The sequence below is a fragment of the Paracoccus saliphilus genome, assembly GCF_028553805.1.
Classification (GTDB): domain Bacteria; phylum Pseudomonadota; class Alphaproteobacteria; order Rhodobacterales; family Rhodobacteraceae; genus Paracoccus; species Paracoccus saliphilus.
In genome coordinates this window covers 3,968,753-3,981,493 of sequence record NZ_CP067140.1, presented here as the reverse complement: position 1 = coordinate 3,981,493, position 12,741 = coordinate 3,968,753, and the positions used below count along the sequence as shown (strand labels likewise).

Below are 12,741 nucleotides of genomic sequence, written 5' to 3'. Positions count from 1 at the left end.
ACTACTCGGCCGCGATGCTTTCATCGGAAATCGTACCTGAATCGAAGGCAGACAGCCTGCGAATCACATTTGTCATCCGTTTGGAGAAACTGGCGAATTCGGGAAGCGGCGTGATTGTGGCCTCGTCCATGTACAATGCCCGATCGATCTCGACCTGCACGACATGGATGTTCCGCCCCGGCCGTCCATAGGTCGAACAGATATAAGCTCCCGAGAATGGAGAGTTCCGGCGCACGCTCCAGCCCTCGTCCTCGATCACGCCGGCGACAAGGTCCAGAACCCGCGCCGCCGCCGACAGGCCATAGCGGTTGCCCAATACAAATTGCGGGCGTGGATCGTGCAGATGGGACAGGGCATCATGCGGCATGGAGTGCATGTCGATCAGGATTGCTTGACCGAAATTCGCCTGTGCTTCAGAGATCAGGGAGCTCAGCGCCAGGTGATAGGGGCGCCAATAGGCATCGATTCGGCGTTCTGCCTCAGTCCGGTCGATGGGGCGGTTGTGAATGGCCCGTCCCTGAGCGACAACGCGGGGAATCACCCCTAGTCCGGCAATCGTGCGCTGGTTGAGCGGATGGCGGGGAATACCGCGCACCACCAGCGGATCGATCTCGTCGGGCCCCCGGTTCAGGTCGATCAGGCAGCGCGGCATGTGGGCGGACAGGGCCACCGCACCATGTTCCGGCGCGGCATCGATAAGCCGGTCGACGAAGGCATCCTCCGACGAACGAAGGGCATTCATCGGCAACGACGTGCTCTCGAGGAACCAGTCGGGATATTCACTGCCCGAATGGGGCGAGGCGAAAATGACGCCGCTCGTCCAATGATCCGGGCGTTTCAATGAAAACGGCATGTCAGGCCTTGTCAAAAAACCATTCCCCAACGTCCAAAGTACAATTACCTTATAGACCAGAGCGCAGCTGTTCCAATAGGCCTTGAAACCTGCTTACGGCGTCTGTATAGACACGCGGACCGAGGCGGTTGCGCCTGCAATTCTTCATGAATTGCGGCAGAATCACCAAAGGTTCGGGCGGTTAGCTCAGCGGTAGAGCACTACGTTGACATCGTAGTGGCCACTGGTTCGATCCCAGTACCGCCCACCATTATTTCGCCGCCCCCGGCAAGTGTCGGGGGCATTTCGTTTTCCTGGCGGCTGCGACGCGCCGCGACGAAGGAGAAGGCCGATGAAGGTTCGTAACTCGCTCCGCTCGCTCAAGAGCCGGCATCGCGACTGTCGTGTCGTGCGCCGCAAGGGCCGCGTTTACGTGATCAACAAGACCAATCGCCGTTTCAAGGCCCGTCAGGGCTGATCGGCGGGATCACCGCGAAGACGAAATCACCCGCCCTTACCGGCGGGTTTTTTCATGTGATTGCGTTTGGGGAGAGCGATGATCGAGCGTCACCATCAGGACGGCAGGGTGCGATCTTCCGCGCTTTATTCGGAATGCGGGGCCTATCGATATGCGCTGACCCGGGAATGGGGGCAGGGCAAGAAACTGCTCTTCGTGATGCTCAACCCTTCGACAGCGGATGAGCGGCGCAACGATCCCACCGTGGAACGATGCGAGCGCCGGGCGCGTGCATTGGGTTTCGATGCGTTTCGGGTAGTGAACATATTCGCTTATCGGGCTACCCGTCCGCAGGATCTGAAACGGGCGCCCGATCCGATCGGAACAGAGAATGACCGGATATTGATCGATAGTGCTGCCTGGGCCGGTCGCGTGCTGTGTGCATGGGGCGCGCATGGCTGTCACATGAACCGTGGCCCGGCGGTCGAGCACATGCTCCGGGCGAGTGGTTGCGTTTTATGGCATCTGGGACAGACCAAGCACGGTGCGCCGCGGCATCCCTTGTATATCAGCTATGCGATGCAGCCGGTGTTGTGGTAACGAGTCCGTGATGTCGCCCACCGGTCGGCGATCATGTTACTGAACGCTTTTCTTTTATAGAAAAACCTTCTATACGCCCTCATCCGCCCGGCCATCGGTCTGGCGGCGATACTCCATGGGCCAGTGCTGGACGACATCCCGGCCTGCGCCATAACTCTCTGATACGAAAGGAGAACCCGATGTCGATTACTGTTGAGGAAAAGGCAAAGGTCATCAAGGAATACGGTACCAAGGATGGCGATACCGGTTCGCCCGAAGTGCAGGTGGCGATTCTTACATCGCGTATTTCGACTCTGACCGAGCATTTCAAGACGCACAAGAAAGACAACCACTCACGTCGTGGTTTGCTTAAGCTGGTCGCACAGCGCCGGAAGCTGTTGGACTATCTGAAGCGCAAGGAAGAAGCGCGCTACACCGACCTTATCGGTCGCTTGGGTCTGCGCCGCTGATCTTTTGAAACGCGCCCGCCGGTCGGGCGCGTTTTCTTATGGTGCCGGGCAATGGGGCCGGGCGCCGGCATGATGAAGGCGCGGCAGGGGCCGTGCCGGTAAGGAAAACGATGTTTGATGAAGTGAAGAAATCGATCCAGTGGGGTCAGGAAACCCTGACACTGGAAACGGGCAAGGTCGCCCGTCAGGCCGACGGCTCGGTCATCGCCACCCTGGGCGAGACGAGCGTAATGGCCGCTGTCACCTTCGCGAAGGAACCGAAGCCTGGTCAGGACTTCTTCCCGCTGACGGTGCATTATCAAGAGAAATTCTATGCCGCGGGTAAGGTGCCCGGCGGCTTTTTCAAGCGTGAAGCTCGTCCCTCGGAAAAAGAGACGCTGACCTCGCGCCTGATCGACCGCCCGATCCGTCCTCTATTTGCACCGGGTTTCAAGCATGAAGTTCTGGTGATCTGTACGGTTCTCAGCCACGATCTGGTCAACGATCCCGATATCGTCGCGATGATCGCCGCCTCGGCCGCGCTGACGATCTCGGGCGTGCCCTTCATGGGACCGATTGCCGCCGCACGTGTGGGTTTCGTCGATGGCGAATATGTTCTGAACCCCGAAGTGTCGGACATGGACAACCTGCGCCAGAATCCCGAGCAGCGTCTGGATCTGGTTGTCGCCGGCACCAAGGATGCGGTGATGATGGTCGAGTCGGAAGCCTATGAGCTTTCCGAGGCCGAGATGCTGGGGGCCGTGAAATTCGGCCATGAGCAGATGCAACCTGTGCTCGACCTGATCATCCAGCTCGCCGAAACCGCCGCCAAGGAGCCATTCGACTTCCAGTCGCCGGAATACTCGGCACTCTATGCCCGCGTGAAGGAATTGGGCGAGGCCGATATGCGCGCTGCCTATGCCATCCGTGACAAGAGCGAGCGGCAGGACGCGGTTCAGGCTGCCAAGACCAAGATCAAGGAAGGTCTGAGCGAAGAAGAGCTCGAGGATGCGAATCTCGGTTCGGCGCTGAAGAAACTGGAATCGGCGATCCTGCGCGGTGACATCATCGATGGCGGCGCGCGTATCGACGGTCGTGACAACAAGACCGTCCGCCCGATCGATTCCGAAGTAGGTCTACTGCCGCGGACCCATGGTTCGGCGCTGTTCACCCGTGGCGAGACGCAAGGACTGATCGTTACCACGCTCGGCACCGGCGATGACGAGCAGATCATCGATGCGCTGCACGGCAATTTCCGCTCGAACTTCCTGCTGCATTACAACTTCCCGCCCTATTCGGTCGGCGAGGTCGGTCGCTTCGGTCCTCCGGGCCGCCGCGAGATCGGTCATGGCAAGCTTGCATGGCGCGCGCTTCAGGCGGTGCTGCCGCCGCAGACGGATTTCCCCTACACCATTCGCCTGGTTTCCGAGATCACCGAGTCGAACGGCTCGAGCTCGATGGCGACGGTTTGCGGGTCTTCCCTGTCGATGATGGATGCGGGTGTGCCGCTCAAGGCTCCGGTCGCTGGCGTCGCCATGGGCCTGATCCTCGAGGATGACGGCCGTTTCGCGGTTCTGACCGATATCCTTGGTGACGAGGATCACCTTGGCGATATGGACTTCAAGGTCGCCGGGACCGAGAATGGCATCACCTCGCTGCAGATGGATATCAAGGTTGCCGGCATCACGTCGCAGATCATGGAGCAGGCGCTGGCCCAGGCCAAGGATGGCCGGATGCATATCCTTGGCGAGATGGGCAAGGCCCTGGCCGAAGGTCGCCGCGAGTTCAGCGCTCATGCCCCGCGTATCGAGACGATGAACATCCCGACCGACAAGATCCGCGAAGTGATCGGCTCGGGCGGCAAGGTCATCCGCGAGATTGTCGAGGTGTCCGGCGCCAAGGTCGATATCAATGACGAAGGCGTGATCAAGATCGCTTCGGCCAATGCCGATTCGATCAAGAAGGCCTATGACATGATCCACTCGATCGTGGCCGAACCTGAAGAGGGTCAGATTTACACCGGCAAGGTGGTGAAGCTGGTCGATTTCGGTGCTTTCGTGAACTTCTTCGGCAAGCGTGACGGGTTGGTGCATGTCAGCCAGATCGCCAATCGCCGCCTCGGCCATCCGTCTGAGGTTCTGCAGGAAGGTCAGGAAGTGAAAGTGAAGCTCCTGGGCTTTGACGACCGTGGCAAGGTGCGCCTTGGCATGAAGATGGTCGATCAGGAGACCGGCGAGGAAGTCACCGAGAAGAAAGAAGAGACCACCGAAGGGTAAGCTCTTCTCTGCCCGGCCCCGATGGTTCTATCGGGGCCGGTTCCCTGTTCCCGACATTCCACGGTGATGCGTGATGTCAGACTGGCCTATCTTTGTTCTGACGCTGCCAGGTGACGACGATCGCCGTCGTCCAATGCTCGATGCACTGGATAGGGCGGGCTTGTCGTATCAGCTTTTCATGGGTGTTGACGGGCGGTCGGGTCTTCCCGCGGAATTCGAAGACTTTGTTGACCGGGATGCGGCTTTCGCCCGGATCGGCCGTCAGATGAGCGATGGCGAACTGGCCTGCGCTTTGTCGCATCGTCAAATCTATCAGTATATCGTTACTTCGGACCTTCCGGGTGCGGTCATCCTGGAAGACGATGGCATTTTACAGCCGGGGTTCGCCGATTTCGTCCGGTCGGGTGATTTTCGGAATGTGCCGATGGTCCTGATCGATTTCGCGTATGGCCGAGCGATGCCGTTCCGTCGGATCAGGGTTCGTGACGGTGAATTGCGCCGTGCCGCAGTGCAGGCGACTATGACGAGCGCCTACAGTTGCTCACGTGAGGCGGCAGAGCGGTTATACGAGACCAGCACTCCTGTCACCCATCCCGCTGATTGGCCGGCCAAGCTATACGATCTGCAGGCGTGGTTGATGGTGCCTCGCCTTGTGATGCACGAGGTGCCGGGACAACGGGTGTCACATCTGGATCAACAGCGAAAGGCGATAGCTGCGGGCAGTCAATCCCCTACCAGACGGAAGGGATCACTGATGGATAGATTACGTCGCCGAATATCGGTACGAGTCGGTCGGGAGAAGGGGCAACGATAATGAAACCGGCAAGTGTCATTTGCATGAAATGGGGCACGCTCTACAGTTCCGAAGATGTGAACCGGCTTTATCGGCAGGTTCGTCGTCACCTGTCCCGGCCGCATCGTTTTATCTGTTTCACCGATGATGCCTCGGGACTCGATTCCGGGATCGAAGCACAGTCATTGCCGGAACTTGGCCTGCCCGAAGGGCATGGAGATACGCGCTGGCGCAAGCTGGCCTTGTTTCGCCGCGATCTGGGCGGAATGCAGGGAACTGCCTTGTTTCTGGATATCGATCTGGTCGTGGTGGATGACTTGTCACCATTTTTCGACCTCCCGGGAGATTTTTTCATTATCCGTGATGATGACCTGTTCCGCCCCAAGCCACTGCGCAGGATCAATCGTGAACGTGACGCGTTCCTGCACAGTGTCGGCAATTCCAGTGTCTTCCGCTTCGAGATCGGGGCGCATGACTATATTCTCGACGCATTTCTTGCCGATCCTGCTGCCGCGACCGCGCGATACGAGATCAGTCAACAGTTCCAGTCGGCTCAACTGGCGAGCCATGGGCATCTGAACTATTGGCCCAGGGGCTGGTGTGTCAGCTTCAAGAATGATTGCGTTCCGCGGAACCTGCTCAGCTATCTCAAGGCTCCCAGCTTGCCGGAGGGCGCAAAGATCGTCCTTTTCGCGGGCGAGCCGAAAATGGCCGATGTCTTTGCCGGAGGTGGGCATCGCTGGTACCGCCGGATCGGTAATATCGATTGGCTGCGCCGCGCGTGGGAAGGTTCATGATCTCGGATGTTTTTCGCCGTCTGAAGCATCGCCAGCGGCAAAAGCGCGCAATCGCCGAAATCGACGCCCGGCCTGTCGAGCCGGGTGCCCCTCATGGCCTGCCTGCTCCACTGATCGTCTCGCTGACCAGTTATCCGGTCCGTTTCGGTACCCTTGCGATCACCTTGAAAGCGATCTTGCGGCAATCTGTCCGGCCCGACAAGGTGATCCTGTGGCTCGCCAAAGGAGACGAGGAATACCTTTCTCCAGAGATTGTCGCCCTCAAATCCGAAGGGTTGGAGGTGGCGGTCTGTTCGGATTGGCGATCCTACAAGAAGATCATCCCCACGCTATCGGCCTATCCCGAGGCCTGTATCGTCACTGCGGATGATGACGTCTATTATCCGCGGGATTGGCTGGCCGAACTTGTGCGGGCCGCATCGGGCCGGGCACAGGTCGTTTGCAACCGCGCACATCGGATCAACCTGAACGGTGATCTTGGGCCTGCAGCTTACGAGGAATGGCAGCACAATATCGCCCGCCCCGAGCAGTCGGCGCTAGTCTTTCTGACCGGGGTCATGGGGGTGCTGTATGCGCCCGGAAGTTTCCACGAGGATGTTCTGCGCGACGATCTGTTTACTCAATTAAGCCCCGGTAGCGACGATGTCTGGTTGTACTGGATGCATCGCATGGCCGGAATCGAAGCGCAGAAGATCGGTGGGCGCGCCAGGATCGTCGAATGGGCGGGCAGTCAGGCGACAAGCCTACGGACCGAGAATGTTACTGGCAGCGGCAATGACCGTGCGGTGCAGGCGATGTTGCGCAAATATGGATGGCCCGGCTGACAAGCCCCGGCAGGTTGGCCGGGGCTTGTCGTGAATGCGTCACGCCGGATCCTTGGCAAAGCGCAGATAGGGCAGCTTGAAATCCAGCTTGCCATATTTCTCTTCGGCTGCCTTGTCGTCCAGGGCCAACGCGACGATCACATCCTGACCCGGCACCCAGTTGGCCGGGGTCGCCAGCGGAGCGCCGTCGGTTTTCTGCACCGCGTCCAGCGCCCGCAGGATCTCGGCAAAGTTCCGGCCGACCGACATCGGGTAGGTCATGGTCAGGCGCACCTTCTTGTCCGGGCCGATGATGAATACGGTGCGAACCGTGGCCGAATGCTGGGGCGTGCGCCCTTCGGTCGGCAGATAGTAATCCGCGGGAAGCATGTCATAGGCTTTGGCCACGGTCAGCGTACTGTCGTCGATGATCGCGAAATTCGCGGGCGTGCCGGCAACCTGTTCTATGTCGCGTTGCCATCTCTGGTGGTCCCCGACGGAGTCGACCGAGACGCCGACAACCTTGGTGCCGCGCTTTTCGAACTCGCTTGCCAATTGCGCGACGACACCGAATTCGGTCGTGCAGACCGGGGTGAAATCGCGTGGATGGCTGAAGACGATGGCATAGCTGTCGCCGAGCCATTCGTGAAAGCGGATTTCTCCCTGGGTCGAGTTGGCGGTGAAATCCGGAGCGGTGTCATTGATGCGCAGAGACATGGGCCGTCCTTTCGTTTGATTGCGTTGCCATCAACATAAGTGCCCGGGCGGGGATTGCCAGCCCGTTGGCATGTCGCAGATTGACAAGTCCGCGGGCAGATCGCCCACCATACGCCCCTTGCAGAGGCCGGGGTGCGGTGTCACCTTCTGACCGACATATCTCAGGAGGACATGATGGGCACACTGCTTGATAAACGCAAATTCTATATCGACGGTCAGTGGGTCGCTCCGGCCAAGACCAATGATCTGGAGGTCGTTGATCCATCGAACGAGGAAGCGGCCGCCGTGATCAGTCTTGGCGGTCAGGAAGACACGGATGCCGCTGTGGCGGCCGCGAAGGCGGCCTTTCCGGCTTGGTCGCGAATCTCTGCGGCCGAACGGTTGGGCTATGTCGAGAAGATCCTCGAGATTTACGAACGCCGCGCCGATGACATGGCATGGGCGATCAGTCACGAGATGGGCGCACCCCAGGATATGTCGCTGGCGGCCCAGGTCGGGGCCGGACGTGGGCATATCAAGAATTTCATCAAGGCATTCAAGGATTTCGAGTTCATTCGGCCGCTTGGGGATCACGCGCCCACGACCATGGTGACCTGGGAGCCGATCGGCGTCGTCGGGCTGATTACACCCTGGAACTGGCCGATGAACCAGGTGACGCTCAAGGTGATTCCCGCCCTGCTGGCCGGCAATACGGTAGTTCTGAAGCCGTCCGAAATCGCGCCTTTGTCCTCGATGGTCTTTGCCGAATATCTGGACGAGGCGGGCTTGCCGAAGGGGGTTTTCAACCTCGTGAATGGCGATGGCGCGGGCGTGGGCACGCAATTGTCGACCCATGACGATGTCGAGATGATCAGTTTCACCGGCTCGACCCGTGCCGGGATCGCGATCAGCAAGGCGGCGGCGGATACGCTGAAGAAGGTCGTGCTGGAACTGGGCGGCAAGGGTGCGAATATCGTCTTTGCCGACGCCGACGACAAGGCGGTGATCCGTGGTGCGCAGCATTGCTTCAACAACAGCGGCCAGTCCTGCAACGCGCCGACCCGGATGCTGGTCGAACGGTCAGCCTATGACCGCGCGGTCGAGACGGCGGTGAAGGTTGCGGAAGAGACATCGGTCGCGACCGCTCATCAACCCGGCAAGCATATCGGGCCAGTGGTTAGCAAGCAGCAATGGGACAAGATCCAGGATCTGATCCAGGCGGGTATTGACGAAGGCGCACGCCTGGCTGCTGGCGGCCCCGGCCTGCCCGAAGGCGTCAATCGCGGCTATTTCGTGCGTCCGACGGTCTTTGCCGATGTCCGCAATGACATGACCATCGCGCAACAGGAAATTTTTGGCCCGGTTCTGTCGATCATTCCTTTCGACGATGAGGAACAGGCCGTCGAGATCGCTAATGACACGCCTTACGGGCTGACCAATTACGTCCAGACGCAGGACGGTGCCAAGCGTAATCGGGTCGCGCGTCAGCTACGCTCGGGCATGGTCGAGATGAATGGCGAGCCGCGCGGGCCGGGATCGGCATTCGGCGGGGTCAAGATGTCGGGTCGGGCGCGTGAGGGCGGCGTGATGGGACTCGAGGAATTCATGGATTCCAAGTTCATCAGCGGTTGGGATTGCGACGCCAGCTAACTTGCCCAATGGCATTGTAAGGAAAAGCAGCCCGGCGGGCTGCTTTTCGATCGTATCACCAAGTTCTGGTGCCCGGTTTTTGGGAAATGCTTTACTCATTCGACACTCTTACCACGGTTCCCTGAGCCGTTGCGCAGAGGGTCTTCTCTTCGTCGTCGATGGCGAAGATGTCGCATCGACAGACCGCCTGACGTCCCGAAACGGATATTGCGCTGGCCTCGGCTCGTATCAATGCCGCTTTTGCTGGCCGAAGGTAGTTTATCTTGAATTCGGATGTGAGGGCGTCGCCCTTCAGTGCCATCCCCCCGGCGAATGTGAGCGTGTTGTCGGCGAGATATGACAACGCCCCGCCATGGGCATATCCGTGCTGCTGCCGAAGCTCGTCGCGCAAGGGCAATTCTATGATCGCGGCGTTCTCTGAGAGGTCTACCAGTTCCGCGCCCAGATACCGGGTGAAGGCTTGCTTCGTGAAAATCGAACGCGCCAGGTCGAGCATCGCATCCTGATTCATGTCGGGCTCCCGAATTCCTTGCAGCGGCAGTATCGACGCCTCTCGATAAACAAGCCAGTATGACGTCGCGTCCGGGAAATGGGCGCGCATCAGGGAATCCGCTCCCGAACGGGGCCGTGCGGATAGCTGCGATATCAGCTGATCTCCGCCAGGAATATGTAGCCCGCGCCGTAGATCGTCTTGATCAGCCGCGGATTTTTCGGATCTTCGCCCAGCTTGGTGCGCAAGCGCGAAATTCGGACATCCATGGCGCGGTCGAAGCTGTCGCCTGCCGTGCCGCCGAGTGTGTCGAGCATCTGGCTGCGGGTGATCAGGCGACGCGGATTGTCGATGAACATGCGTAGAACCTCGGCCTCCGCATGGCTGAGAGGTGCTTCGGTGCCATCCGGGGCTATCAGCATGTAGCGGTCGAAATCGGCGGTCCAATCGGCGAAACGGACCGTCTGGCCGCTGCGGCCCGGTACCTGGGCAGGACGGCGCAGGCGGGCGCGGATGCGGGCGACGACCTCGGCGGGTTCGAATGGTTTGATGATGTAGTCATCGGCCCCGAGTTCCAGTCCGGTCACCTTGTCCTGAACCTGCGCGCGGCCGGAAATGATGATGATCGCAGCGCCGGATTCCGTGGCGAGGCGATGGACCAGTGCCAATCCGTCGCGGTCGGGGAGGCCGAGATCGATCAGGCAGGCCTCGGGAGTGATGCGCCGCAATGCCGCTTCGAACTCTAGGGCACGGGCAAAACTCTGGGTCCGGAACCCGGCCTCTTCCAGTGCCGAGGACAATAGGCGTCGGATCTCGGGTTCATCGTCGAGGATCGCGATCAGCGGAGCATCGGTCATACGGGTTCCTTGCTTGCCTCGGCCAGCGCGGCGGCGAGACGGGAGGTGGTAAAGGGCTTGGTCAGTACCGGCCCCGGCGCGTCATTACGCAGGGGATCGCCCGGAGGCACGGAAGTCATCAGCACGACCGGCAGTCTGTCAGTTGCAAGCTCCAGTCCCAATCCGTCGCCAAGCTGGATATCGGACAGGATCATTGTCAGCCCCGGCAGATCGGTCATCGCCTTCGCTTCGCTCAGGCTGGCGGCTTCGATGACCGCATGGCCCAAGCCGGTCAGCTGGCTGCGGATATCCGTGCGGATAGTATTGTCATCTTCGACCAGCAGAACCATCTGGCGGGTCACGGGACGGTGGGGCAGGCGCAGGGTGACGCGTGCGCCGCCAGCAGTGTTGTCCAGCCGCATCGTCCCACCGATCAGTTTGGTCTGATCATAGACCATCGACAATCCGAGGCCGGAGCCCTGACCCTTCTTGGTGCTGAAGAAGGGCTCGGTCGCGCGGGTCAGTGCTTCGTCTGAAAAGCCGGGCCCGGTGTCGGTGACGGTGATCTCTATCCACTCGCCGCTGGTGGATGCGGTCAGGGCAATATGGCCCGGTCCGGCCATGGCGGCATCGGCATTCAGGATCAGGTTTAGAAGCGAATCCTGCAAGGCGCCGGAATCGAGAAGCAGAGGCTTCTCGGGCAGATCGACGGATACCCCGAGTGTCACTCCATCGCCAAGCGATGGGCGGGCAAGTGCCACGACCTCGCGCAGAAGAGGGGGGAGTTCAACGGGTTGCAGCGACACTTCCCGTCCACCACTGATCTTGGACAATCGTTCGAGCAATGCGGCGCCTCTGCGGGCTGCGGCCAGGGTGGCCTGCACGTCCTCGGCGGCCCCAGTGGGCAGGGGCATCGCGGCCAACCGTCCCTGCAGCCCGAGGATGATCGTCAGCAGATTGCCGAAATCATGCGCCATGCCCGAAGTGAGCTGTGCTGCGAGACTCCGCTTGCTGGCATGGCTCAGCGCTTCGCGGGCCTGCACCTCTGCACTGACATCGGTTGAGAGCACATAGGCCCCTTTGCCCACCCGGTCCGGAGTCAGGGCGATGCGGATACGCCGCCCCGAGGGCTTGTGGGTCATCTCGAAGACCTGCGATTCCCCCGCCAATGCGCGATCTATCCAGGGACGCAGGGTGGCGAAGGTCTGGGCTCCCAAAGCCTCCGCGACGGTGTTGCCGATAACGTTGCCGATGCTGCCGGGGAAGACCATCGGCTGCTGGCGATTCGAGAAGGTATAGCGGTAATCGGTGTCCAGATGGGCGATATGGGCGGGGACCATTTCGGTCACCTGCCGCGTGCGGGCCTCGGTACGTGTCAGGACCCGCTGCGCCTCTTGCAGGGCGGCATTGGTGGCGGCGAGTTCGCGGTTGGCGGCGGCCAGCCGTTCGGCATGATCGAGCACCTGTTCGGACAGCTCCTCGGAACGCGCCCGAAGCAGCGCTTCCTGCTGCTTGATATCGGTGATGTCGGTATAGACCGTGATCCAGCCGCCCTGCGACAGCGGGGCGCCTTCCACGGCGATCCATTTTCCATTAGCGCGCTGGCGCTCGAAATAATGCGGCTGGAAGGTGCGGGCCTGTTCGACGCGCGAGGCCACGGCGGCCTCGGGGTCGTCCTGCGGTCCGTATTCGCCGCGATGGACGATGTGGCGGATCGTATCCTCGAAGCTGGTGCCGGGTTGGACCAATGCGTCGGGCAGGTCGAACATCGCCTGATATTGCCGATTCGAGACGGCGAGCCGCAGATCGGCATCAAAGATCGACAAGGCCTGACCGATGAGGTTGAGGCCCGAATGGGTCAGATCGGCACGAAGTTCCTCGGGCGTCATGACCTGCTCGTGTTTCCGTGATCTGTCATTTGCCCTCCTCCGCCCTCTGCTCTCGGATAGCACCGCTTTGGAATTTGCGGAAGTGCTGTAACATTTCGTAGGATTCGCGCAAAACTACGGCAAAGATTGGCGGCAAATGTGATCGCTATCCGGAGCGGAGGAGGTTTCGGGTAACGCGCAAAAAAAACGCGCGG

General features: G+C 60.3%; 13 protein-coding genes and 1 tRNA gene. 9 read left to right on the top strand and 5 right to left on the bottom strand.

Annotated elements, in window-relative coordinates:
- Position 1 precedes the first annotated feature (1 nt).
- Positions 2-853: an N-formylglutamate amidohydrolase gene (locus JHX88_RS19085; protein WP_076527304.1), complete on the bottom strand. Its 852-nt coding sequence runs from the start codon at positions 851-853 to the stop codon at positions 2-4.
- Between the two features lie 175 nt (positions 854-1,028).
- Between JHX88_RS19085 and JHX88_RS19080 the strand changes: the two genes are divergently transcribed.
- The 8 genes from JHX88_RS19080 (at position 1,029) to JHX88_RS19045 (ending at position 7,007) form a co-directional block, all read left to right on the top strand.
- Positions 1,029-1,103 (top strand) — tRNA-Val (locus tag JHX88_RS19080).
- A gap of 81 nt (positions 1,104-1,184) precedes the next feature.
- A complete protein-coding gene (ykgO, locus tag JHX88_RS19075; RefSeq protein WP_076527305.1) occupies positions 1,185-1,310 on the top strand; it encodes a type B 50S ribosomal protein L36 in 126 nt (41 codons plus the stop codon).
- Between the two features lie 78 nt (positions 1,311-1,388).
- Positions 1,389-1,889, top strand: coding sequence for a DUF1643 domain-containing protein (locus JHX88_RS19070; protein WP_076527306.1), 501 nt, complete (start codon positions 1,389-1,391; stop codon positions 1,887-1,889).
- 179 nt (positions 1,890-2,068) lie between these two features.
- On the top strand, positions 2,069-2,338 hold the full coding sequence (gene rpsO / locus JHX88_RS19065; protein WP_076527307.1) for a 30S ribosomal protein S15: 270 nt from the start codon (positions 2,069-2,071) through the stop codon (positions 2,336-2,338).
- Positions 2,339-2,448: 110 nt separating this feature from the next.
- Entirely contained in the window at positions 2,449-4,593 is a 2,145-nt protein-coding gene (pnp, locus tag JHX88_RS19060) for a polyribonucleotide nucleotidyltransferase (RefSeq protein ID WP_076527371.1), read from the top strand.
- Positions 4,594-4,666: 73 nt separating this feature from the next.
- Positions 4,667-5,407, top strand: a complete 741-nt coding sequence (locus tag JHX88_RS19055) for a glycosyltransferase family 25 protein (RefSeq protein WP_076527308.1) — start codon at positions 4,667-4,669, stop codon at positions 5,405-5,407.
- A complete protein-coding gene (locus tag JHX88_RS19050; RefSeq protein WP_272848110.1) occupies positions 5,407-6,183 on the top strand; it encodes a hypothetical protein in 777 nt (258 codons plus the stop codon). The genes JHX88_RS19055 and JHX88_RS19050 overlap by 1 nt, the downstream gene beginning before the upstream one ends.
- Positions 6,180-7,007 (top strand): glycosyltransferase, encoded by an 828-nt coding sequence (locus JHX88_RS19045; protein ID WP_076527310.1) that lies wholly within the window; start codon positions 6,180-6,182, stop codon positions 7,005-7,007. Before JHX88_RS19050 ends, JHX88_RS19045 begins: the two co-directional genes overlap by 4 nt.
- Before the next feature lie 39 nt (positions 7,008-7,046).
- Here JHX88_RS19045 and JHX88_RS19040 read toward each other — a convergent pair whose 3' ends face one another.
- Entirely contained in the window at positions 7,047-7,703 is a 657-nt protein-coding gene (locus JHX88_RS19040) for a redoxin domain-containing protein (RefSeq protein WP_076527311.1), read from the bottom strand.
- A 183-nt stretch (positions 7,704-7,886) separates the two neighbouring features.
- On the opposite strand from JHX88_RS19040, the gene JHX88_RS19035 reads away from it, so the two are divergent.
- Positions 7,887-9,332 carry an aldehyde dehydrogenase family protein gene (locus JHX88_RS19035; protein WP_272848287.1) on the top strand — a complete coding sequence of 482 codons (1,446 nt, stop codon included), beginning with the start codon at positions 7,887-7,889 and terminating at the stop codon, positions 9,330-9,332.
- A gap of 91 nt (positions 9,333-9,423) precedes the next feature.
- Here the strand turns inward: JHX88_RS19035 and JHX88_RS19030 are convergent, their stop codons facing one another.
- The 3 genes from JHX88_RS19030 to JHX88_RS19020 are packed head-to-tail and all read right to left on the bottom strand — an operon-like array spanning position 9,424 to position 12,547.
- A complete protein-coding gene (locus JHX88_RS19030) occupies positions 9,424-9,933 on the bottom strand; it encodes a PaaI family thioesterase (protein WP_272848109.1) in 510 nt (169 codons plus the stop codon).
- A 44-nt stretch (positions 9,934-9,977) separates the two neighbouring features.
- Positions 9,978-10,679, bottom strand: a complete 702-nt coding sequence (locus JHX88_RS19025) for a response regulator transcription factor (RefSeq protein ID WP_076527313.1) — start codon at positions 10,677-10,679, stop codon at positions 9,978-9,980.
- Complete coding sequence (locus JHX88_RS19020) at positions 10,676-12,547, bottom strand: PAS-domain containing protein (protein ID WP_076527314.1); 1,872 nt, start codon at positions 12,545-12,547, stop codon at positions 10,676-10,678. The genes JHX88_RS19025 and JHX88_RS19020 overlap by 4 nt, the downstream gene beginning before the upstream one ends.
- Positions 12,548-12,741 lie beyond the last annotated feature (194 nt).

Bases quoted from the DNA above. Each gene is read 5' to 3' on its own strand.
- JHX88_RS19085 (WP_076527304.1), bottom strand. From the start codon at position 853: ATGCCGTTTTCATTGAAACGCCCGGATCATTGGACGAGCGGCGTCATT.
- pnp (WP_076527371.1), top strand. From the start codon at position 2,449: ATGTTTGATGAAGTGAAGAAATCGATCCAGTGGGGTCAGGAAACCCTG.
- JHX88_RS19040 (WP_076527311.1), bottom strand. From the start codon at position 7,703: ATGTCTCTGCGCATCAATGACACCGCTCCGGATTTCACCGCCAACTCG.
- JHX88_RS19050 (WP_272848110.1), top strand. From the start codon at position 5,407: ATGAAACCGGCAAGTGTCATTTGCATGAAATGGGGCACGCTCTACAGT.
- JHX88_RS19020 (WP_076527314.1), bottom strand. From the start codon at position 12,547: ATGACGCCCGAGGAACTTCGTGCCGATCTGACCCATTCGGGCCTCAAC.
- JHX88_RS19070 (WP_076527306.1), top strand. From the start codon at position 1,389: ATGATCGAGCGTCACCATCAGGACGGCAGGGTGCGATCTTCCGCGCTT.
- ykgO (WP_076527305.1), top strand. From the start codon at position 1,185: ATGAAGGTTCGTAACTCGCTCCGCTCGCTCAAGAGCCGGCATCGCGAC.
- JHX88_RS19030 (WP_272848109.1), bottom strand. From the start codon at position 9,933: ATGCGCGCCCATTTCCCGGACGCGACGTCATACTGGCTTGTTTATCGA.
- JHX88_RS19055 (WP_076527308.1), top strand. From the start codon at position 4,667: ATGTCAGACTGGCCTATCTTTGTTCTGACGCTGCCAGGTGACGACGAT.
- JHX88_RS19025 (WP_076527313.1), bottom strand. From the start codon at position 10,679: ATGACCGATGCTCCGCTGATCGCGATCCTCGACGATGAACCCGAGATC.
- JHX88_RS19045 (WP_076527310.1), top strand. From the start codon at position 6,180: ATGATCTCGGATGTTTTTCGCCGTCTGAAGCATCGCCAGCGGCAAAAG.
- rpsO (WP_076527307.1), top strand. From the start codon at position 2,069: ATGTCGATTACTGTTGAGGAAAAGGCAAAGGTCATCAAGGAATACGGT.